The sequence below is a fragment of the Methylovulum miyakonense HT12 genome (assembly GCF_000384075.1).
Classification (GTDB): Bacteria; Pseudomonadota; Gammaproteobacteria; order Methylococcales; family Methylomonadaceae; genus Methylovulum; species Methylovulum miyakonense.
In genome coordinates this window covers 2706185-2729591 of record NZ_KB913025.1, presented here as the reverse complement: position 1 = coordinate 2729591, position 23407 = coordinate 2706185, and the positions used below count along the sequence as shown (strand labels likewise).

Annotated in this window: 13 protein-coding genes; 7 read left to right on the top strand and 6 right to left on the bottom strand. The window is 50.0% G+C overall.

The features are described 5' to 3' along the window. Positions 1 to 32: 32 nt before the first annotated feature. The 6 genes from METMI_RS0113630 to METMI_RS0113605 all read right to left on the bottom strand — a co-directional run bounded on the left by METMI_RS0113630 (position 33) and on the right by METMI_RS0113605 (position 6279). Complete coding sequence (locus METMI_RS0113630) at positions 33 to 1664, bottom strand: aldehyde dehydrogenase family protein (protein WP_232215226.1); 1632 nt, start codon at positions 1662 to 1664, stop codon at positions 33 to 35. 61 nt (positions 1665 to 1725) lie between these two features. Next, the gene (locus tag METMI_RS0113625; protein WP_019866846.1) at positions 1726 to 2046 is read right to left on the bottom strand and encodes a hypothetical protein; all 321 of its coding nucleotides are present in this window, start codon (positions 2044 to 2046) and stop codon (positions 1726 to 1728) included. 127 nt (positions 2047 to 2173) lie between these two features. Continuing rightward, positions 2174 to 3016 (bottom strand): hypothetical protein, encoded by an 843-nt coding sequence (locus METMI_RS0113620; protein ID WP_019866845.1) that lies wholly within the window; start codon positions 3014 to 3016, stop codon positions 2174 to 2176. Positions 3017 to 3062: 46 nt separating this feature from the next. Next, the gene (locus METMI_RS0113615) at positions 3063 to 4568 is read right to left on the bottom strand and encodes a phytoene desaturase family protein (RefSeq protein WP_019866844.1); all 1506 of its coding nucleotides are present in this window, start codon (positions 4566 to 4568) and stop codon (positions 3063 to 3065) included. Between the two features lie 115 nt (positions 4569 to 4683). Further along, positions 4684 to 5670 (bottom strand): DUF2971 domain-containing protein, encoded by a 987-nt coding sequence (locus METMI_RS0113610; protein WP_019866843.1) that lies wholly within the window; start codon positions 5668 to 5670, stop codon positions 4684 to 4686. A 39-nt stretch (positions 5671 to 5709) separates the two neighbouring features. After that, entirely contained in the window at positions 5710 to 6279 is a 570-nt protein-coding gene (locus METMI_RS0113605; RefSeq protein WP_019866842.1) for a methyltransferase family protein, read from the bottom strand. Between the two features lie 154 nt (positions 6280 to 6433). On the opposite strand from METMI_RS0113605, the gene METMI_RS0113600 reads away from it, so the two are divergent. The 7 genes from METMI_RS0113600 (at position 6434) to METMI_RS25525 (ending at position 23092) form a co-directional block, all read left to right on the top strand. Next, the gene (locus METMI_RS0113600) at positions 6434 to 7126 is read left to right on the top strand and encodes an ABC transporter ATP-binding protein (RefSeq protein WP_019866841.1); all 693 of its coding nucleotides are present in this window, start codon (positions 6434 to 6436) and stop codon (positions 7124 to 7126) included. A gap of 6 nt (positions 7127 to 7132) precedes the next feature. Then, the gene (locus METMI_RS27890) at positions 7133 to 9682 is read left to right on the top strand and encodes an ABC transporter permease (protein WP_019866840.1); all 2550 of its coding nucleotides are present in this window, start codon (positions 7133 to 7135) and stop codon (positions 9680 to 9682) included. Between the two features lie 490 nt (positions 9683 to 10172). Beyond that, on the top strand, positions 10173 to 13928 hold the full coding sequence (locus METMI_RS25530; protein ID WP_019866839.1) for an EAL domain-containing protein: 3756 nt from the start codon (positions 10173 to 10175) through the stop codon (positions 13926 to 13928). An 84-nt stretch (positions 13929 to 14012) separates the two neighbouring features. After that, positions 14013 to 15005: a lysozyme inhibitor LprI family protein gene (locus METMI_RS0113585; protein ID WP_019866838.1), complete on the top strand. Its 993-nt coding sequence runs from the start codon at positions 14013 to 14015 to the stop codon at positions 15003 to 15005. Between the two features lie 515 nt (positions 15006 to 15520). After that, positions 15521 to 17383 carry an alkaline phosphatase family protein gene (locus tag METMI_RS24075; protein ID WP_019866836.1) on the top strand — a complete coding sequence of 621 codons (1863 nt, stop codon included), beginning with the start codon at positions 15521 to 15523 and terminating at the stop codon, positions 17381 to 17383. Positions 17384 to 18135: 752 nt separating this feature from the next. Continuing rightward, positions 18136 to 20676 (top strand): tetratricopeptide repeat protein, encoded by a 2541-nt coding sequence (locus METMI_RS0113570; protein WP_019866835.1) that lies wholly within the window; start codon positions 18136 to 18138, stop codon positions 20674 to 20676. 214 nt (positions 20677 to 20890) lie between these two features. After that, positions 20891 to 23092 (top strand): hypothetical protein, encoded by a 2202-nt coding sequence (locus tag METMI_RS25525; RefSeq protein ID WP_019866833.1) that lies wholly within the window; start codon positions 20891 to 20893, stop codon positions 23090 to 23092. The last annotated feature ends 315 nt before the right edge of the window (positions 23093 to 23407 follow it).

Below are 23407 nucleotides of genomic sequence, written 5' to 3'. Positions count from 1 at the left end.
TCAAACGGTCAAGTTTTTGGTTTTACAATTCACTAATTGCTATTTTTTGTAATGAAAATCCACAAGTTCCGACAATGTTGGCGCAAATTTAGTGATGAATACTTCTGGAACGCCCGCAATCTCCGCCAATTTCTGGCAATCCGTTGATATAAGCTCCCCGCCCCAAATCGCAAATCAATAAACGCACGCATTTCCTGATAACGGGTTTCGGAATAGGGGAACCAATTGGGTTCGTCATCCAGGGTCGTACGGCTGGTCAGTCCGGCGACGGTGTAAGTGAATTGCCGCAAGCCTTCCGCGCCATGATAACGCCCGAAACCGCTGTTTTTGACACCGCCAAACGGCAAGCCGACGTGACCGATGTTTTTGATGACATCATTCACCGCCCAATTACCGACTTTCAATTGTTTGGCGACTAGTTCGGCTTTGGCAATATCGCGGCTCCAGACACTGGCATTTAAACCAAATTCGCTGTCGTTTGCCAATTCAATGGCTTGAGCTTCCGACTCGAACGCCATCACAGGTAATAAGAGCCCGAAGGTTTCTTCGCGCATGATGAGCATGTCGTGGGTCACATCCCATAACACTACCGGACGCAAGTAACGGCCTTCCAATCGTAATGGCGACGATGCTTTCGCACCTTTGGCAAGCGCATCATTATATTGGGCTTCAATAACAGCAAATTGTTTTAGGCTGGTCAAACCACCCAAATCGCCGACCGCACCATGTCCGACGGTGATCTCCGCCACCGCTTCGACCAATTGCCCGACAAACTCGGCATAACACAAAGCTTCAACATAACACCGCTCAATCGACACGCAAACTTGCCCGCTATTGCTGAATGCACCATACATGGCGGCTTTCACGGCGCGTTGTAAATGTGCATCGGCAAAGACAATCATGGCATCTTTACCACCCAACTCTAAAACTACCGGAATAGGATGTTGCGCCGCACGAGTCATCACCGCCCTGCCCGCCGCCACGCTGCCGGTAAAAAATACCAAATCGGGACGGGCGTTGATAAGCTTTGTGCCTGTGTCCGCTTCGCCGATGACTTGTTGCACTAAGCCTTCGGGCAAGTCCAATTTTGCCAATAATTCCTCTATCAATTCACCCACGGGCAAACTGAGTTCGGACATTTTGAAGACCACGGCATTGCCGCTGAACAAAGCCGTCAACAACGGGCTTAAAGTCAGTTGAAATGGAAAATTCCACGGCGAAATGATCGCCACCACGCCATAAGGCTTTCTTTCATAAGCCGCGCTCGCTTGAGGAAAGGCCAATGGTGCGGTGTGGATAGGACGTGGCGCGAGTATGCTGGCGGCATGTTGTTGATAGTAGCGCAATAGCTCCAAGACAAAATAAATCTCGCCCAGTAGGACTTCGGTTTTCACCTTGCCGGTGGCTGACATGATAACTTCGGTAATAGGGTCAAAATCCGCCAAGATAATGGCTTGCAAGTGTGAGAGGATGTTTACACGCTGTTTGATGCCAGTTTGCGCCCAGATAGTCGCAGCTTGTTGTGCGGATGCCATGATGCCAGTAATTTCATTGGCTTGGGTGATCGGATAGCTGTTTAAGGCTTGTTCGGTTAAGGCGGAGATGGCGGTGATTTGCTGGTTCATGGGCAGGATAAAAAGTGTCTCTTGAATTGGTTTTTTCAATAGCAGCTTACCCTACTTTATCCGTGGAGGCGAAAACCGTCTCCACGTTTTAAAGCCGCCATTAGTGTTTGTGGCTGTGTGGGTAACTGTAAATCGCCGGGCCATAAGCCTGGTCGACATAAATCATCTGCAATTTGACTGGTTTTTGCCCGACATTGCTTGGGTAGCTATAAATGGCCGGCCCATTGGCTTGACTGACATAAACCATCTCGGCATTTTCAACCACCCGCGCCGGAATGGGATTAGGCGCATTGTGGATGGTGTAAATCGCCGCAGGGCTATCGTAAACAACAGTGCCGGAAGTGTCAGTATCGGCATTAGCAATACTGGTGATAGCCATAGCCGCAATCATGGCAATGATGGTTTTGGTATGTGTTTTCATGGTAATTCTCCTAATGAGTGTTTGGTTCAAGCCGAGCCTTTCGCTTTAAGTAGCTGAAAAGGCTTGTCGTCTGGCTTGGTAAACACTATACGGGCGAATTACCTATAAATAAAATTGATTGTTTTTATTATATTGATTGATTAACACTATGATTAAATACGGTTTCACACCCATCTAAATCAATAATAACTTTACCAATCCCTCCGCCAACCATAAATGAAACACCAACACCAACAATAACTAGCAAAAACATCAAAAAAGCCATAACAGCCTGCCGCAATGGTCGGGAACGAAATAAATAAACGGGAACCGCAATAATTCCGCAACCTACCACAGCCATATTCAGCCATTTCCCCGCCCGATAATCATGCTGCGCTTTATCGAGGTAATACCACCAATACATAATGAAAGAAAACAGGATAATTTCAAAAGTCTTCCAAGGTTGTCCAACAATGGGATCACCTGTCATCGCCACGCTTAATAAACTACTTACGAACACGCAGATTAGCAAAATCAGTATAGGGGCAATTCCAGTATTGAAATATTCCTTTACACTTTTTCGGGGTTGATTGCTAAATTCACGGCTAATTTCAGAAACCCAAATTAGCACTAAGATTCCGCCTGAGCAGCCGCTAGACAGTTCTGAACAGATATTGGCAATCGCGGAGGAAACGGTAGGCTCAAAAAACGGGGGGTAAAAATATACCAAGAATAATGAAGTATACAACCAACGCGCCCATGATCTTAATCGCCAAAGTCCATAGAGGGATGCCAAGTAAGCAAAAGCAATTCCCAATATAGACAATATCCAGAAGGCTCCCCATTGAAATTCCGATGAATCAGAACTAGTAAAATAATCTTGTAAAGCTTTAGGCAATAATTGAGGAAAAAACTGATCAATTATTGCGCCTATCAAAGGAGAAATGATTTCACCTAAGATTAAAATCCGTAAGAGTGTTTTTTGGGACATGGTTATTTCTCCTAAATTAAACCCTAAGCCATTGTTTAAAAAAGTATTAAGATTCCAACCCAAAAACTACTCCATACTTCTTACAAATCAGCTTAGCCGAAATATGCGCCGATTCATAAATGGTCGGCAAACCACTGCCCGGATGCGTACCACCGCCAACCAAATAACACTGGCGCAATTCCTGAAATTGGTTGTGGGGTCGCCAGTAAAGCAGTTGGCTGAATTTGTGCGACAAGCTAAACGTAGCACCTCGATACACGTTTTCCTCGGTTTCCCACGCTTGCGGAGTGATGATTTTCTCGCATTCGATGTGTTCACGGATGCCCGTCAAGCCCATCCGCGTTTCCATAATATCCAAGACTTGTTCGCGTTTTTCCGCACACAAGGTTTCCCAATCCAAACCGCTTTCGTTATTGGGCATAGGGACTAACACATACAAGGCCGATTTACCTTCCGGCGCGAGCGTGTCATCGCTGACACAGGCGTTTTGCACGTAAAAGGAAAAATCTTTGCTTAAGGTTTTATTGTGGAAAATATTGCTGACGTTGGTGACGTAATCCTCGGCAAAGGCGATGGTGTGGTGCGGCAAATCGTAACGGGTGTTTAAGCCCAAATAGAGCATGAAGGTCGAGCAAGAATATTCCAGCTTCGCGACCTTCTCAGGGCTGTATTGTTGCAACGCGTCCGGCTCGACCAGATTAGTCATCGCATACGCAAAATCGGCGTTGACGATCACTTCATCCGCCAGCACTTCACTACCATCTTGCAGACGCACACCGTTGACGGTTTTGTTGTCAACAATGAGCGACTTGACCGCCGTGTCGGTAAAGATTGCCCCACCCTGTTCAATAATCACTTTCGCCATTGCCGCCGCAATTTGGTTCAAACCGCCTTTGACATGATAAATGCCGTACTCGTGTTCCAAATACGACAGCATGGTAAACAAAGCGGGACAATCCCACGGCGACATGCCTAAGTATTTGGATTGGAAAGAAAACACCAAACGCATTTTCTCTTCTTTAAAATACTTACCCAAATTAGTGAACACGCTGTGGTTCAGCGCCAGGCTAGGCACAGCGCGGAGCAAATCCCACGAGAAAAACGCTTTCAGGCTGGAATAATCGCATTGGATGCACGGATATAGCTTTTCAAACCGCGCCCCTTCTTTTTTCAGATAGGCATCATAGCCCGTGCTGCCTTCAGGAAAGGCATCACTGAGTTGTTCACGCATTTTCTCGCGGTCGGAATACACCTGCACGGCACGGTCAGAAAACAGCAAGCGGTACATGGGATCCAGCTTGATAAAATCCAGATAATCCGCGCTACGCCGTCCGCATAACGCGAACATATCATCCAGCACATGCTTCATCAGCAAAAACGTAGGGCCGGTGTCGAAGACGAATTTTCCTAAGCGAATGGGTCGGTTACGTCCACCCACTTCGCTGTTTTTATCAAAAATAGAGACTTTAAAGCCGCGTTTGGAAAGCAGCATTCCAGCGCACAAGCCACCAGGGCCTGCGCCAATAATTACGATATGTTTTTTTTCGGGCATGGATTGGGTAGGGTTACGGGTTAAAGGGAATTTGGGGATTTATAATTTTGGATTTGTAGGATGTACTGACGACAGGTAGCACATCCTAAATATATGTGAGGTAAAGATGATATTGCTACATCTTTAGCTTGGATGCTAACAAAGCATATGTTTCAGCTGCCAACTCCATTTTATTTACATTCAAGTGTTTTAAATTTTCATTATCACGTATGTTATCCAAACAAGATGAATATTTTGCTTTACATCCAAAGTAGACTCCCCTAATACAATTTGGATCTATCCTAAATAAATGTACAGGTGGATTATTCATATCGTTTGACAGAAAATAAATTTCATTCTTAATACTTTCATCTCCCATTTCTTCATACATTTCATAACCTTTCGGATACGTTATTTGAATGAATCCATCAGCTAATTCAATCAGTTCAATTTCAGAATGTTTTAAGCAAATCTCACGAATTTCCTTTTGGTCTTTGCATATTATTCGATCCGCATCTTGCAATCTGACAATACTTCTACATTCCTTTTCGTAAATCCAATCATTTGCTTTAGTAAACAATATCGATTTATTAAATTTATTCCAATGATATTCATTGATTGATTCTGGTTCTGCATCTTCTTTATGCTCAAACGATGGAGTTTCTCTACGATAAACCACGCGTTCAGGGAATTCGAAAACATCACCTAAATAAGCTTTCCCAAATCGAGTTTTACCTATGCCTTCGACATCTTTAAAAGAATCAGAAAACAATGGAACCTCTGTTTTAAACTGGATCACCATACCTCTATGCTCATCAGCATAGTGTGCCCACATAAGTGGATTAATATGGTCTTCAGTAAATGAAATTATACCTAACGAAAAGAAATCACTTTGTATAACACTCATTAATTCTTCAGTTTCATTTTCTTCGAATTCATTTACATCTTCAATGCCGGATTCTTTAAAAAAGTTCGTTTGATGACGACTTGCATTAATAACTTGATTTTTATTGAATAAGCCTTCAAACGGGTCGTTCAACGCGGTAACTGGAGTTGCCCTCAACATTGGTTCGTTAAAAAAACTAGGTCTTAAAGGCATGTATTTGTATAAAAATTGAATCATTAAATTTCCAGTTAATGTTAAAAATTATGTGGTAACTCCTCAATAAACCCAAGGAATCAATTTCTTAGTACGTTGGCAGTAATCATAATAGACTTGCCCGAAATATCCTATCAACAACGACTCTTCATACTGAATGCGTTTTGCCAAGGCATAAGCCAGCGGGGCGCATAAACTGAACAACGCCAGCCAATCCCCCATCGCCAAACCTGCCGCGAAAAAACTGATTAACAAGCCTGAATAAGCCGGATGGCGGATGAAGCGGTACGGGCCGTGGTTGATGAGTTGGTGCTGGTCTTGCACCATCGCCGTGGTGGTAAAAAACCGCCCCAGACTGGCGATGGCGTAAAAGCGCAACGCCAAGCCAACGCTAAATAGCAATAACGCGATGATTTGCCGTAATTGGTAATCCAGCGGGATCGGCACTAATTGCCAGCGTTTGAAAGCCAAAGCCATTATTAATGCGGCGATGATCGCCCACCAAATCCATTTAGCCGAACGGAACGCGGCGGACTTCGCTTCATTGGCTGTGCGGGTTTTTATCACAATGGCGATTTCGGCTACCGCCCAGAGGCTGGCGAAGATTAGCCAGAGGGTTTGTGTTGGGTTCATACCGTTTCATTTGTAGGGTGGGCAAGCGGTTCTGCCCACCGGTCTATCCGATTGAAGGTGGGCAAACGATAAAGCTGTTTGCCCACCCTACGCAAATTGTGCCACATGCTAGAATCTACCAGCATTTCCTAATAATACCAGCCCAAATCCCGCCATGCCCAACATCATCCAACTCGATAACGTCCATAAAGCCTACACACTGGGACCAATTACCACGCCTGTGCTGCACGACATCAACCTGACCATCACCGCTGGCGAATTTGTTGCCATCGTCGGGCCGTCGGGCAATGGCAAATCGACTTTGTTGAATTTGTTGACAGGCATCGACCGCCCTTGCCAAGGCCAAGTGCAGATCAACGGCGCGGCTTTGCACAAGCTGAAAGAAGAACAATTATCGAAATGGCGTGGAGTTAATGTCGGGATTGTCTTTCAATTTTTCCAATTGTTGCCGTCGCTGAATCTTTTGCAAAACATCCAGTTGCCGATGGATTTTGTCGGCAAATTGCCCAAACGTGAGCGGCTGGAGCGGGCGCGGTATTTGCTGAATTTGGTCGGACTGGACGCGCAGGCCAAGCAATTGCCAGGGCAAGTGTCTGGCGGTCAACAACAACGGGCGGCGATTGCCCGTGCTTTGGCGAATGATCCGGCCTTGATTGTCGCCGACGAACCCACCGGCAACCTCGACACCGCCACCGCCGATGCCGTGTTTGCGTTGTTCAGCACCTTGCAACAACAAGGCAAAACGCTGGTGATGGTGACGCATAACGAGGAACTGGCGCAATCGGCATCGCGGCGCATTGCCATTCATGCGGGGCGGATTCATCACGATAGTCAGCATTCGGAGTAAAAAAACATGTTTTTTTATTCCAAGATTGCTTCTGATCTTCTGACTCATAAATCACGCACCGCCCTAGCCATCTCCAGTATCGCCATCGGCCTGTTCGTCATCGGCACTTTATTGGGCATGATGGATTTGCAATTAGGCGGCATGGACAACGCCCATCGGCAATCACAACCCTCGCACATCAGCCTGATTCTGCGCCAAGATGCCGATATGGCGATTGCCGAGACGCTGAAAAATATCGAGGGCGTTGCCAATATCGACTTGCTGACGCAATTCACCGCGCAATACAAAACCCCGCAATCTTCAAAATGGCAGACGGGAACGGTGATTTTCCGGCCTGATTACCAAAACCAACGCTATGACTTGATGGGCTTGGTGTCCGGCGATTTTCCCAAAAACCAGCACATCGCCGCCGAACGCTTATCGGCGCAGTATGCCAAACTCAACATCGGCGACAGCATCGAATTCGCCACGGCTAAAGGCTCAGAAATACTCAGCTTAAGTGGCATCATCCGCCATCCCTTCGTGAAACCGCCTGCCTTTGGTGGGCAATTGCATTTTTTCATCGCGCCCGAATTGGCACCCAAGTTTGGCATTCCGGCACATAGCTTCCGGCAAGTCTTGGTGCAAATCCAACAGCCCTACTCAGCCGACAAAGCCCGCGACATCGCCGGAAAACTCCGCGCCGAGTTGGCGAAATCCGGCATCGCCGTCAACGCCACGCTGTTGCAAAACCCTGAGGAACACTGGGGACGGGCGATTTTTTCGGGCATCCATTTGGTGCTGACGGTGATGGCGTGGGCATCGTTGGCTTTAAGTTCGGTGCTGATTTCAAACACCGTCGCCGCATTGATTACCCAGCAAACCGACCAAATCGGCATCATGAAATCCGTGGGTGCAAGCCGTTGGACCATTGCCAGCATTTACTTAAGCGAAGTGCTGATTTTGTCGCTGGTTGCGTTGGTGATTGCCGTGCCGTTGAGCTGGGCGGGCGCGTTTTTTAGCAGCTGCTGGTTGTTGGGCTTGTTCAATATCGAATTGGCAGATTTTGCCTATTCGCCCCGCGCACTGGTTTTCATGATCGTAGGCGGTCTGACTGCGCCCTTATTGGCAGCAATCTGGCCCATCTGGAAAGGCGCGGTGATGTCGGTACGGCAAGCCCTCGCCAGTTATGGTTTGGGTGCGGATTTTGCCAGCGGCGGTTTTGACCGCTGGCTAGAGCGTCGCGCCACCAGTTTGCTGCCAACCATTTACGCCGTCGCCTTGGGTAATTTGCTACGCCGTAAAGCGCGGTTGTTTTGGACGCAAAGCGTGTTAATCATTGCGGGCGTGTTGTTCATCATCATTATGAGTTTGATTGCGTCCGTCAAATTAACGTTGGACAACGAACTGGCGCGTAGCCGCTACGCCGTGCGCTTAGGGTTCAGCCAAGACCAAGCCGCAGACACCATCATACCCATCGTTCAGGGCATTGCGCCGACCACCGCCGTAGAATTTTGGAACCGCCTACCCGCCGAACTTTCGCAACACGGGCAATTGATAAAACAATCCGGCAGTTTGGGTGTGCAGATGATCGCCTTACCTGTCGAAACAAAAATGTACCAGCCCCTAATAGTTGCGGGGCGTTGGTTTGATCAATCTGATGATGGGCAACAGCATTTGGTTTTGAATGCAGCAACGGCTGAATTGAATGGGATTGAGGTGGGCGATAGCTTGCAAGTGAAGGTTTTTCAGCAAATATCCATGAAACATCTAAACGATCAAGGCTTAACCGTTCGCCCTGAGCCTGTCGAAGGGAGAACGGTTAAGCCGCTCATGGTTCGACAGGCTCACCACGAACGGCTTAACCTAACCGCACCTATTCCAAAATTGGAAACCCAACAAACCACCACCGATTGGCAAGTCATCGGTTTCTACCGCTGGTTCGCAGGCTCAGGCTACGCCGTCGAACCCGTGTACGCCCCGCTCAGCAGCATTTCAACCGACAACCGCCATTCCTTCGCCCTGCTCGCCGCCAACATCAACAACCTAGACGAAGAAAAAACCTACACCGACAGCCTAAAAATCGCCTTCGCCGAGCAGCAGATCAAACTCGACATCTACACCACCCTCGCCAAACTCGAACAACGCCAATTCGCGCAAAACCAATTCCGCCCGTTAACCAGCATGTTGCTTGGCTTAGCCAGCATGATCGCCGCTGTCGGGGCAATTGGTCTGTCCGGCACACTCGCCATCGGCGTATTGCAACGCACCCGCGAAATCGGCGTACTCCGCGCCATCGGTGCCAGCTCGTCCGCCATTTTTAAATTGTTCATGCTCGAAGGTTTGTTCCACGGTTTGCTGGCTTGGTTGGTCAGCATCCCCCTAGCCTATTTGCTCGCCGAACCGCTCGCCAAACAACTCGGCATCACCATGCTGGGCATCCGTCTGGATTTTGTCTTTGCTTGGACGGCGGAGGGGATTTGGTTGGTGGTGGTTTTAATTTTAGCGGTTTTGGCGGCATATTTGCCGGCCAGAAAGGCTACAAGGATTATTGTCAGGGTTGGATTGGGTTATTGAGCTTATATCATTAAGAAATTGCTGAACAAATCGGCGATTCCTTAACGTATGGGTTAGCTGACGTGTGTTTGCAGGTAAAATAAGCCGCATGGCCGCCAGGGCCGACCGATCCCCGTAAGCTGATCCCATGCCGAAAAGCGGGCGGCAGGGTCGCTTAAAGAATGGGGTATCTGGGCATTGAAATAGGGTGGAACTGGCCCCAAGACCAATCAACGCCGACCCTATCCATCAAGCAAAAAGCCGCTTTTATCGCAAAATTCAACGGTCTGGGGCATAATCAGGCAGATTGTGAAAGAAGCCCGGTGATTAAGTTTAGAAAGCCCTCACCCAATAGACGCAAGCCTTTACACTACGCTTCACCCTATCCGGGATGGGGTACCTTATCGTGGCCCTGAATTAAGACCGGTGCAAAAGGCCATGGAGCCACTGGCCGCCACAACCCCTAAACGTACCCTCCAGTTTCTTGGCGGCAGACCCTGGTAAATAGCCGATGAGTAAAAAACCTTTTTTGCTTGATATGCTGGAACGTAGTCAGCCCCAACGCTGGCGCCCATGGGTGCTGGCCACATGGGTGGTGGCGACGCTGTATGTCATTGGCTGCATGTTGGCGATGCTGCCCTTTTACGGCACCCTGACCAACCTGTTCTGGGCTCCCGCCGGTTTTGCCTTTGCCTCGTTGTGGTGGTTTGGCAGGCGTGCCGTGGTTGGCGTGATAACCGGTTCACTGCTGGCCAGCACTTTCATCTTCCCCAACCCGGTAAGCCATATTTTGCCAGCGGCATTTGCCATCACCTTGGAAGCGCTGGCCGCCGTGTGGTGGCTGAGGCGGCAAGGTGTCGCGGATATTTTCGAGGATCCGGAATCCATCCTCACATTCATTCTGGCAGCGGTATTGGTTGCCCCCATTCCGGCGGCCGTCATTGGCGTGTCATCCTTATGGCTCAACGGTTTGCTGCCCATCTCCAAGATCCCGCAAACCTGGTTGGCATGGTGGGTAGGCGATAGCATGGGGATATTGCTGGTGGCGCCATGTCTGCTTACCCTTCCCCATTTCCGTAAAGGCCTCCTCCCAACGGCCAAGTTACTGGAGCTAGCGGGGGTGGCGATACTATTGGCTTGGCTCTGGGCCAAGCTGTTTATGGCCACTCCGGAAAGCCTGCCTCCGCTTTCCTTCGTGACCCTCCCGTTGATCATCTGGGTCGCCGTGCGTTTCCCTATCGGTGTGCTGGCGGCGGTACTGTCCCTGATTTCACTGTTCGCCATCTACGGCACGTCCATCGGGCACGGCCCCTTTGTGCGCGACACCCTGCAACAGGGCATAGCCTATCTGTACGGTTTTCTCTGGACGCTGGCCAGCATCGGCCTGTTCCTTGGGGTGAGCGTCAACCATGGGTTCAAGAAACGTCTGGCATTGGAAGCCAGCGATGAACTTCTCGCCAAGTTATCCAGGCAGGTGCCGGGCATGATTTATCAGTTCCGGCTGTTCCCGGACGGGCGTTCAAGTTTCCCTTACGCCAGTGGCGGCATCCGGGAAATCTACGAAGTGGCTCCTGAACAGGTACACGAAGACGCATCGGCGGTGTTTGCCATCCTCCACCCCGATGACCACGACATGATAGCCGCTTCGATCCAACATTCCGCACAGACCCTGCAACCCTGGCACCTGCAATATCGGGTCAACCTTCCCGTAAAAGGGCTGCGCTGGCTTTCCGGACATGCCAGGCCGGAAAAGCTGGAGGACGGTAGCGTCCTGTGGCATGGGTTTATCACGGACGCCACCGAGCGCATGCAATTGGAAGCTTTGGCCCATGAAGCCGAAGAACGTTTCCGGCTCGCGGCGGATGCCGCCCCCGTCTTAATCTGGTTGGCCGGCACCGACAAGCTCTGTTGCTGGTTCAACCAGACCTGGCTGGATTTCACTGGACGCAACATGGCCCAGGAAAAGGGCAATGGTTGGGCGGAGGGGGTCCATCCTGATGACCTCCGGCGCTGCCTCGATATTTATACCGGGCATTTTGACCGGCGCGAGCCATTCCACATGGAGTACCGCTTGCGGCGGCATGATGGGGAATACCGTTGGGTGCACGACAACGGCGTGCCGCGGTTCGTCGACAACGGGGCATTTGAAGGCTACATCGGTTCCTGTGTCGACATCACTGAAAGCAAGCTCATTGCCGAGCAGCTTGAGGTTTTGGCGCGTGAACAAAAGGCGATGTTGGATACTGAACTGGTAGGTATCGCCAAAACCAGGGGCCGGGTGATAACCTGGAGCAACCCTTTATTCGAAAAAATGCTGGGCTATGGCAAAAATGAATTGTTCGGCTTGTCAACCAGCATCCTATTTCCGACTGTCCAAACCTACCACGCTTTTGGCAATGCCGCTTATCCGTCCCTGGATTCTGGAAACGTCTACCGGACAAAGGTCGAATTTATCCGCAAAGACCGGGAACCCATATGGGTTGATTTGTCCGGCATGATGCTAGACCCTACCACTGACGAAATCATGTGGGTGATGATAGACATCACCAAAGACCTCAAGGCGGAAGCGGAACTTCGCGTCGCCGCCACCGCCTTCGAGTCCCAAGAAGGCATGTTTGTCACCGATGCCAACCGGCGGATCTTGCGGGTCAACCACGCCTTTACGCACATCACCGGATACACCGAAGCAGAAGCTGTGGGCAAAACCCCAAACCTGCTCAAATCAGGGCGGCACGATGCGGCCTTTTATGACGCCATGTGGGACTGCATTCATCGGACGGGTGCGTGGCACGGCGAAATCTGGAACCGGCGCAAGAACGGCGAAATTTATCCCGAGCATATCACCATCACCGCCGTGACCGACCCGGACGGCAAGGTCAGCCACTACATCGCCACCTTGATCGACATCACGTCAATCAAGGCGGCCGCCGAAGAAATCGAAAATCTGGCATTCTACGACCCGCTCACCCGCCTGCCCAACCGGCGGCTGCTGATAGACCGCCTCCAGCAAGCATTGGCGGCCAGTGCGCGCGACCAACGGCGGGGCGCGCTGTTGTTCCTGGACCTCGACCATTTCAAGAGCCTCAATGACACCTACGGCCACGCCACCGGCGACCTGCTACTGCAACAAGTCGCCGAACGCCTGGGCGCCTGCGTGCGCGAAGGCGACACCGTTGCGCGGCTGGGCGGTGACGAATTCGTCGTCTTGCTGGAAGACTTAAGCCCGCACGCCACTGAAGCGGCGGCACAAGCGGAAATGGTCGGCAACAAAATTTTGGCCGCCCTCGACCATAGCCACCAGTTTTCCATGGGCGAATACCAAAATAGCGGCAGCATCGGCGTGGCGCTGTTCAGCGACCATGAACTGCCTTACCAAGATCTGCTGAAACAAGCCGACATCGCCATGTATCAGGCCAAGAAAACCGGCCGCAACACCCTGCGTTTCTTCGACCCGCAAATGCAGGCGAGCATTGACACCAACGCCGCCCTGGAAAATGCCTTGCGCAAAGCCATTGAAAACCGGCAATTCCATCTTTACTACCAGATACAGGTGGACAGTTCGCGGCGTCCTATCGGCGCCGAGGCCTTGATCCGTTGGACACACCCCGAACACGGACTCGTTCCGCCCGTGGATTTTATCCCGCTGGCGGAAGAAACTGGCTTGATCCTACCCATCGGGTTATGGGCGTTGGAGACGGCTTGCGCACAACTCAAGGCATGGCAGCAAACGGCGCTTACCCGTAACCTTGAGCTCTCGGTAAACGTCAGCGCCAAACAATTCCGCCATACCGATTTTGTGGCGCAAGTGCAAGACGCCGTGCGGCGGCATGCCATTGATCCGCAGCTGCTCAAACTGGAATTGACCGAAAGCATGTTGCTGGAAAACATCGACGGCACCATCGCCATCATGAATGCCTTGAACGGGATGGGCATCCGCTTCTCGCTAGACGACTTCGGCACAGGCTATTCGTCCCTGCAATACCTCAAGCGGCTACCGCTCAGCCAGATCAAAATCGACCAGTCGTTCGTGCGTGACATTGCCGTCGATAACAGCGACAAGGCGATTGTACGCACCATCATCGCCATAGCACACAGCCTAAACATCGAGGTCATCGCCGAAGGTGTGGAAACGGAGGTGCAGCAACGCCTTCTCCTGAACAAAGGCTGCCTACACTACCAAGGCTATTTGTTCGGTAAACCGATGCCGCTGGCGGAGTTCGAACAATTGCTGGAACACGGTGCCGGGGTAAAGCCCGGCACCGCTTAGTATCAGCAGTGACTGGCGGCTATGCCCAAAACCGGGAAACTAAGCCTATCAGGCCAGCCCTTAACATTTTCACCTAGGAATCCTATGAAAGCCTTACGCCCCCATTTAACCGCCTTATTTTTCCTGCCCCCCTTCTTGGCTTTTGCTAATCCCCAAACTGCTTGGGAGGACGCCTGTGGGCACGCCAAAAACCTTGAGTTGCCCGCCCAAGACCGGCCTGATACCAAGACCCTCCCAATGCTCAAAGATTGCGACTCTGAGGCGCTTTACTATGGCATTGGGCAAGCGGCGGATTATCAACAGGCAAAAGCGTGTGCTTACTCCGAATTGGGCAAGGAAGAATCACCGTTCCAAGGGGCATCTATCCTGATGATGGTTTATGCCAATGGTAAAGGCGCCAACCGGGACTACGGCCTTGCCATTAAGCTGGCTTGTGCGGTTGACGGTGCGCCAGCTGAAAATGAAGGCAGGATCGGGCATCTCCAGCAATTGCGGCAACAAGGGCCGGGGACAACGGATTTTGATATTTGCGATGACATCACTAGCGGTATGATGATGGGGCTTTGCACGGCCCATAATGACCGCATCGAACAAGTGGCACGCACTGAAAACTGGGCGGCTTTGACCCGAGCGTGGAGCCAAGAAGAGAAAAACGCCTTTAGCCTACTGGAAAAATCGGCCCGGCAATTTTTCCAAGCGCGTAGCGGCAACGAAATTGACCAAAGCGGCACTGCCCGTACGGCATTTGTCATTGCCGCAGACGCTTCGCTTCAAGACGATTTGCTTTCTTCATTGGCGGCCTTTGAGAAAGGCCGGCTCCCTAGCTTCACAGACCAACAGTTCGCCGCTGCCGATGCCAAGCTGAACGCGGTTTATAAGAAAATCCAAACGGACAAAGGCTTTTCCTGGGGCACGGTCAGTAAAGATGGCATCAAAAGCACCCAGCGGCAATGGCTCAAATACCGTGATGCCTGGGTCAGTTTCGGCAAAGTGAAATATCCAAACGTCAGCGCCGGAAGCTGGAAAACGTTTTGGACTGAAAAACGGACAAAAATGCTGGAGGACTTTCTGCAATGACCGATTTTGGCAGCGATCAGCAAACAGCCGCCCGGCCAAAACCCGCCATTGGCACAGCGATGCCGGGGATTCAAAAACCAACGGCGATACAGAGCGGCTGTCCTGTTTAAAGCCCTCGTTCCGGCATGGCTTGCAGGAACGAAGGCCACGAAGCAAATCCGGCTTACAGGGAGGCAGGCTTTTCAAAAACAGGCTGTTAAACCACTACCCAAAAGTGGCTTCTGGCCTCCCCTGGTTTGAACAAGCCATCCCCCCTTGAATGAGTTGTAACAGCCGAGCACCATCCCCTTATCTGGCGCATATAAGCATTTGCACTTTGCCGCCAACCTCATAGGAACAGCAGCTCCTGGGACTGGCCAAAGGCCAGGTATCCAGAAAAAACTTTTCTTAGGCGGTTTTTCCTTCCGGCCATGGCGTTGTCATTAGCGAGTAACAAATAACAGGCATCCTTTAGGGGATTATAAAATTCGTTTGTAATCCTACAATTCTAATCCACCTGATAAGGGCACATCCCAATGAACGGTAAGAAATCATTGTTTTATTCATCGCTGGCGCTCGCTATTTCTGTAGCGGCCAATAGCGGCATGGCCTTGGCCACCGCACCGGAAACCGCAACCCCCATCCAGCACGTTATTGTGGTCATCGGCGAAAACGTCACATTTGACACCTTGTTTGGTGCTTATAAACCAGCAAAAGGCCAAACAATCAATAACCTATTGTCACGCCGTATCATCAAAGCCGATGGCACGCCAGGCTCTAATTTCGCTAGGGCTTTGCAGCTTGAAGGCGTTAACCTCACTGACCGATACAATGCAAGGCCTCCCAAAGGCGCACCGTATGCAACCTTGCCGCAACCTTTACGCACTGGCATCTTGAATCCCAGCACTTTGCAGTTTGAAGGCCCGGCGCCTGATCCCCGTTTCCCTGCCGACCTGCCTAACGGTCCCTTCCAAATCACCAAATATGTCCCTTATGGTTCAGCCAATTCTGCCACAGGCGACCCGGTGCATAGGTTCTTCCAAATGTGGCAACAAACGGCGGGCAACAACCGCAACCACAGCCTGTTCACTTGGGTGGCCACGACAGCCGGTACCGGTGGCGACAACGGCGCCAATGGCCCGACACCAGGCAATGCGCAACAAGGCGGCGAGTTGATGGGCTTTTTCAATATGTCCCAAGGTGACGCGCCTATATTCAAGCAGCTGGCACAGAACTTTGCTTTGAGCGATAACTTCCACCAATCCATCATGGGCGGGACCGGGGCAAACTTTTTTGCCATCGCAACGGGGGATGTCGCCGTCTATAACAACAATGGCGTGTTGGCGGCCCCGCCTGCCAACCAAATCGAAAACCCAAACCCAAAAGCTGGGACTGACAATTTTTACACGCAGGATGGTTATGCAGGCGGCTCTTATGTGAACTGCTCAGATGCCAAACAACCTGGCGTCAGGTCAATCCTTAGATTGCTTACCCTGGTTAACCGCACCAGTAACTGTGAAAAAGGCGCGTTTTATCTCGTCAACAATTACGACACACCTTACAACGTTGATGGAAGCCCCAAGGCATTGGGCGCAGACAAATTCGTTTATCCCCCACAAACCGTCCCTACCATTGGCGAAGCGTTATCAGCCAAAGAGGTCAGTTGGAAATGGTATACCGCAGGCCGTGACGCTGGCGACGTGCTGAACGACAACCTTTATCCGTATGTCCATGCATTCGTAGATTCCCAAGTGCCCAAAGACATACCCGAACCGACCCGCACCCAAATCGTCGATGCCAAAACTTATTCCACAACCCAAACCGTTGTGTACAACAGTATAGGTGATGCGCATAATGCCTCATCAAAGGTGGTCAACACCCCCGCCTTGCGTGACCATTTGAAAGGTATGGAAACGTTTTTAAACGATGTCAGCAACGAAACATTGCCGGCCGTTTCATTCGTAGTCCCCAAAAACCTTGATAGCGGGCATCCAGGGTATTCCGCACCCGTGGCCTATGAATTGTTTATCCATGACTTAGTCAATAAAGTCCAAGCAAAGCCGGCATTATGGGCGAACACCGCGATCATCATTACGACTGACGAAGGTGGTGGCTATTTCGATGGCGGCATTATCCAACCCATTGATTTCTTCGGAGACGGCCCACGGATCCCATTTCTGGTCGTATCGCCTTATGCCAAAAAAGGTCATGTTGACCACGTTTACCACGACCATGCTTCAATCTTAAAGTTTATTGAGCATAACTGGGGCTTACAGCCATTGTCAGCGCGTAGCCGTGATAACCTGCCCAACCCGGTTGCCAGCAGCAACCCTTACCTGCCCGCCAACCAACCCGCCATTGGCGATTTGACCAGCTTGTTTGATTTTTCTGCAAAATAAATAGGCTGTAACGTGTGGGGACAGGCGCTCCGTCTGTCCCCACGACAAATTTGCGCCCCACCTCAATTACTTCATATCTGTCCCAACTGTTACCTAGATTCCAAAGGCGCCCCGTTTCAATGGAAAGACGCACAATGCCTGTTTGACAAGCCCTTAAAAAAATATTAAATAGTGTGGCGGTCAATCACTGTCAGAGTTGCCCCCCGTTTTCTGACTTTTCCGACGTTGGTGAGCCATTCGTATCTAACTGGCCAATAAAGCATGCGCTTCGTCGAAGGCTAGTGGCACATCACGGACAACGGCCTGGTCGAGCCAATCCGGCATCCATTTACGTGGGGAACTAGAGCGCGAGCGACTTTATAAAGCCCGGGATAAAACCGACCCACAAAACGTAGATTTTTCCAAGAAACAGTTTCCATTGAACCCCCTACCAAACATTTAATGCTAATCAAGTATCCAATACTCCGATTTGCTATTTCCCGACAATTGCCGGATAAAAAGCATGGACGAGTATTATCTGGCAATACCCGTACCCACGCCCCACACTTTGGGGAAGATTTTTATTGAACGTTAGCTTAAGACTATAACTAGGCCATGTCACCGTGAATTATGGAAGCCTTAAACAACGTGGCTTTCGGCGAAAACCACAAGCCGCATTAAAGATGACTTTTGTCGGAAAGTAAAAATTTTTCAAAAATTGATGGTGACATAGCCATAAACTATGATGCCCGATTAATAATTAGGTGCAAACAATGACAACTATTTACGATCAGCTAATTCAGAAAGGAAAACAAGCTAGGCAAGGGAAGGACAAGCCACAGGCATTAGCCCTATTTAAGGAAGCGATTGCGTTGGCTCCGTATCAGACCCAAGCGTACTTGGAAGCCGGAATCGAATGTAGGGACTTAGGTTTGTTTAGTGAGGCGGAAAGCTTTTTCGATAACGCATTAGTATGTGTGCCTAATGATTTTATTACGAAGACCCATCGGGCAATATGCAACCGCCTTCAAAAAAAATATGAACTTTGTTTGCAGCAATTAATGGAGCTTGTTGATAATAAAATTGAAAATGGATGGGTATACAGTGAATTGGCGATCACGCTAAAAGAGCTAGGGCGCTTTGAAGAAGCGGAGCAATGGTTTCGGCAGGCTTTGGCAAAAAATCCGGCCGACATCAGTTTTTTATGGGAATTCGCCCTGTCCGCCAGGATGGCAGGCAATAAGGAACTGGCTTTAGCCCAATTTGAAACCATTTGCCAATACAACCCCCTCCATATTCGCGCCCACATTGAAGCCACTGCGGAGTTATCGGCATTGGGCAGGCAACTAGAGGCGGCCAACAAGTTGCATGTTGGGTTTGTACAAACCCAAAACCCGTTTTTATTGGATAAGTACTTGTTACTTTTGTTTGGGCAAAAGACCCCAATAGCCGTCCACGAGTTATGTATACATGCCGCCCACTATCCTATTACCGTTAATGTAATGCAGAGTTTTTTCGATTACTCATTGGCTTTCCCGCAAAATATCAACCATTTAATGCGTTTCCCCAAACCTCTCATCCTAGCATTAGCGAATCAAAATAGCTTTGCTACACAGCTAATGTTTGTTAAAAACAATAACATTAACGCCTTCAATGCGCTGTTGGCCTATTTTAAGCCGGTATTTTTATTGCTTATAACCCACGACCACCCGCCATTACTTGGCATTAATTTATATATATTGCTAATTCTCTTTTCCAAACAGACAAAACACAATGATGTTAGCGCTTATGTTTTGGGACACGTTGAACAATATTTTGCCCAGTTTTCTTTCAGCGAATTATGCAAAGCCACGTCCCCGTTAGTGGGATTGACCAGCGAAAATTTTGTCCTGTCCCTATTCTCAAAAGTGGCAAGGGAGCGGCACGCTGCCAATTGCCTGTTAGCCAGTTTGATCATACGCGGTTATTATCCCCAGGAACCTTGCCTAACGGTATTTGATGACAAAAAAATGTTACTCAAACTATTGCCCCATTTTTGTGTACCAGAAAATAAGGCTGTCCTTAAAAATATTTTTACCCACTTTTTACAGAAAGAACTGCTGACGCTGGCTGAAATCAATGCGCTGTATCCAAAACGCAAATTTATTAAATCGCTTGGAGCCGTTGATAAGGCACTAAAACCCTTGTTCCAGGCCAATCACCCAGGTCACGGCAAACCCCAAAAACTGAATATGGCCTTATCCCTTTCCGGGCAATTACGCGGTTATAAGGAAGCATTAACCAAAACGTTTTATCCGGGCAAACCCATTAAACCGCATCCACCTGTTGATAAACCGCTAAAGCCAGTGTTCCATAAAAACCGCCTGGATCAGCCCCTCCCCCCCAAAAAAGACCTCAACGTGGCACTATGTATATCCGGGCAATTACGCGGTTATAAGGAGGCGTTTGCCGCCATCCAAAAATCAATTGTCGAACCCTTGCAGCCAGATATTTTTGTCCATACTTGGCAAGATGTCGGCTTTAAAATTCCCTACCCAGGCATAAATGCACCTAGGGTTTTTCAAGGAAATTTTTTGCGGGCGTATCAGGACTTTTTATTGGGAAACCCATATTCCTATGACGACATTAAAAAAATGTTGCCGACCGTCTTTTCATTATTTGATGAGAATACCTCGGTCACCGCACAGCAGCTTAAGGAATTTTACCAAACGGATTCTGTTATCGTTGAAGATGACCAAGCACTTCCCTACGCAAGTTTCAACAACCAACAGAAAATGCGCCATAAAATCGCCGCCTGCAACCAACTGGCACAAGAACACGGACAGGCAATTGGCAAGCAGTATGATTTGGTTATCCGTTTGCGTCCCGATTTAGAATTCCATGCCGTTGATCACACCAATTGGGTTCAAATCGCTGAAATTTGCAATAGCGAAAAAATAATTTTTCTGGATTGGAGTTTAGGATTGCGCAATTTTACTGAGAATGGCGTTTACGGGACAGGCGATGTCGTCGCCATCGGCTCCCCATCGAGCATGGCTTATTATGCAAGCATGTCGAAACTGAAAGACATTTTTGTCGAACATGGCCTCAAGCACTTCTCTGCAGACATGATGACACACCACTTACTCGCCCATGGCTTATGGGTAGGCGGATATACAACCCGAATCCCACCCTTGGAAAAAGGGCGTCTTATAAGCACCTCCCTTAAAGCCGAAGAAGTCCTTAAAGCCATTCAAAATGACTTGTCCAATCTGGACAAAAAAGTTGCGGATAGTTTAGTTAACGCGTTAAGGCAAGATATTATTAATGAATAACAAGCTGATAATGTATGCGCATTGGAGTACCAGCCATCGCCCGGTGCCTCACATTCGCTTGGTCAAGTATCCATCGCCCCCACTTTTGTGCAGCGATTTTTCTTTTAGCAACAAACAGTTTTTTACCCAAAATACAGTATAGCCTTGCTACCATATCGGACTTTGCAGATTGACTGATCCTTACTTCTTAAGCCCCCAATTGTGGAGGAATAACATGACCTATATCATTAAAATAACCAACAACACCCAATCATTTCCAGGCCATAGCCTAGGGGAATTCGGCAATTATTTTTCCTTCGCGGTGATCACAGCTGACGGTTCGGTGGCCGCTTGGGGGGATCCAAGCTCTGGCGGCAGCATCAGTGCGGTGTCGGCGCAACTTGACGGCAGCATTGATGTGACGCAAATCTATTCCACCAATACCGCCTTTGCCGCGCTACGCAAAGACGGCTCGGTGGTGACGTGGGGAAACCCATACTATGGCGGCAACAGCAGTTCGGTCGCGATGAAGCTCGACGGAACCATTGATGTCGCGCAAGTTTATTCCACCTACAATGCCTTTGCCGCGCTCCGTACCGACGGTTCGGTGGTCACTTGGGGCAGATATGGTGGCGACAGCAGTGCGGTGGCCGCACAACTCGACGGTACGATTGATGTGTCCCAAATCTATTCCACTGGCTATGCCTTTGCCGCCGTACGCACGGACGGCTCGGTGGTCACTTGGGGGGATCCCTTCTTTGGCGGCGGCAGCAGTGCGGTGGCCGCCAAACTCAACGGCACCATTGATGTGACAGCGATCTATTCCACCTACAATGCTTTTGCCGCCGTCCGTACGGACGGTTCTGTGGTTACTTGGGGAAGCGCTACTGGTGGGGGTGACAGCGGTACGGTCGCGGCGAAGCTCGATGGTACGGTTGATGTGTCCCAAATTTATTCCACTGGCTATGCCTTCGCCGCACTCCGCACCGACGGTTCGGTGGCCACTTGGGGGGATGCCAGTGGTGGTGGGGATAGCAGCGCAGTCGCAACGAAGCTCAACGGCACCATTGATGTGGCGGCAATCTACTCCACAGGCTACGCCTTCGCCGCACTCCGGACGGACGGTTCAGTGGTCACCTGGGGCGACAGCCTTCGTGGCGGTAATAGCAGCGCGGTGGCGGCGAAACTTAACGGCACCATTGATGTGGTGCAAATCTTTTCCAGTAACGATGCCTTTGCCGCGCTCCGGACGGACGGCTCGGTGGTCACTTGGGGCGGATATGGGGGTGACAGCAGTTTAGTAGCGGCAAAGCTCGACGGCACCATTGATGTGACGGCAATCTATGCCACCAACTCGGCCTTTGCCGCCGTCCGTACAGACGGCTCAGTAGTAACCTGGGGATATGACCTGGAAGGCGGCAACAGTAGCGCAGTGATGGCAGAGCTCGACGGCACTATTGATGTTTCCTATATATTTTCGACTGGCACGGCGTTTGCCGCACTCCGTACGGACGGTTCAGTAGTCACATGGGGGAACGGTAGTTTTGGCGGTGACAGCAGCATCGTGGCCAATCAATTGGCACCAGGCGTGCTTAGTTTTGCCAATATCAATACCAACGATGTCGTTGCCATTAATAGCGAGCCATCCGGTAGTGTGACCATTAACGATTACACGCCCGAAACCGGGCAAACCTTAACAGTGGCCAACACCTTGATGGATGCTGATGGCATGGGGCCGGTCAGTTATAGTTGGTTTGTGGGTGACATTATAGTCGGCACGGGCAACAGCTACATAGTCAACACGGACTCTGTCGGTAAGGCCATCAAAGTTACCGCCAGCTATACCGATGGCTTGGGTATCGCTGAAAGCGTCAGTAGTGCCAGCACTAGCGCGGTGAAATATGCCAATCTAACCTTGTACGGCACGGCAGGCAATGATGTGTTGAATGGCAGTGGCGGCAATGATTTACTAAAAGGTTATAGTGGTAATGATTCGTTAAGTGGCGGGGCTGGCAGTGATAGATTGTACGGCGACAATGGCAGCGACACCCTCAATGGTGGCTCCGGCAATGATACCCTTAATGGCGGTACGAAGGCAGATATGTTAAGTGGGGGCACTGGTAGGGACAACTTTATCTTTAACGGCGCTTTCGACGGCACTTTTGATAAAATAGACGATTTCAAACCCATTGATGACACCATCAAATTAGAAAACAAAATCTTCACCAAACTGGTTGTGACAGGCGTTTTGGACAGCCTTAACTTTGTCACTGCCGCCGTTGCGGCCGACAGCAATGATTATATTATTTACAACAACGCCACTGGCGCACTGTACTATGATGCCGATGGCAATGGCGCGGGCGCGGCGGTGCAGATTGCCCTTTTGGGGGCAACAACACACCCGGCCTTGACCAATGCCGATTTTGTGGTGATTTGATGGGTTAAGTTAAGCAGCTATCCAGCTAAAAGCGCTCCCCATTCGGTTTTCCCAATCCGGCTGCTTAACTAAAAGCCTGCGGGCGATGTGTGCCCACCATAACTTAAACCTGCCGATGATAGAAATATCCAGGCTTTAGACAAGTAAGCCTGGATATTGCCAAATAAGCAACCGATATGCCTCTTCCCCTTTTGTCTTCCCCCTCGCGTCTGCATGCTAAGGTTGGTTAAAACCTTGCTTTGGCCTTTAAGGCTTTCTTCAGCCATCTAATCGGCCATTTGTGTCAAATTGCCTCCCCAAAATCCTTTTCCAACC

What these genes read in the sequence shown, in the direction of transcription:
- METMI_RS25525 (WP_019866833.1), top strand. Translation starts at nt 20,891, where the DNA reads ATGACCTATATCATTAAAATAACCAACAACACCCAATCATTTCCAGGC.
- METMI_RS0113625 (WP_019866846.1), bottom strand. Translation starts at nt 2,046, where the DNA reads ATGAAAACACATACCAAAACCATCATTGCCATGATTGCGGCTATGGCT.
- METMI_RS0113585 (WP_019866838.1), top strand. Translation starts at nt 14,013, where the DNA reads ATGAAAGCCTTACGCCCCCATTTAACCGCCTTATTTTTCCTGCCCCCC.
- METMI_RS0113570 (WP_019866835.1), top strand. Translation starts at nt 18,136, where the DNA reads ATGACAACTATTTACGATCAGCTAATTCAGAAAGGAAAACAAGCTAGG.
- METMI_RS0113620 (WP_019866845.1), bottom strand. Translation starts at nt 3,016, where the DNA reads ATGTCCCAAAAAACACTCTTACGGATTTTAATCTTAGGTGAAATCATT.
- METMI_RS0113615 (WP_019866844.1), bottom strand. Translation starts at nt 4,568, where the DNA reads ATGCCCGAAAAAAAACATATCGTAATTATTGGCGCAGGCCCTGGTGGC.
- METMI_RS0113610 (WP_019866843.1), bottom strand. Translation starts at nt 5,670, where the DNA reads ATGATTCAATTTTTATACAAATACATGCCTTTAAGACCTAGTTTTTTT.
- METMI_RS0113600 (WP_019866841.1), top strand. Translation starts at nt 6,434, where the DNA reads ATGCCCAACATCATCCAACTCGATAACGTCCATAAAGCCTACACACTG.
- METMI_RS27890 (WP_019866840.1), top strand. Translation starts at nt 7,133, where the DNA reads ATGTTTTTTTATTCCAAGATTGCTTCTGATCTTCTGACTCATAAATCA.
- METMI_RS0113605 (WP_019866842.1), bottom strand. Translation starts at nt 6,279, where the DNA reads ATGAACCCAACACAAACCCTCTGGCTAATCTTCGCCAGCCTCTGGGCG.
- METMI_RS25530 (WP_019866839.1), top strand. Translation starts at nt 10,173, where the DNA reads ATGAGTAAAAAACCTTTTTTGCTTGATATGCTGGAACGTAGTCAGCCC.
- METMI_RS24075 (WP_019866836.1), top strand. Translation starts at nt 15,521, where the DNA reads ATGAACGGTAAGAAATCATTGTTTTATTCATCGCTGGCGCTCGCTATT.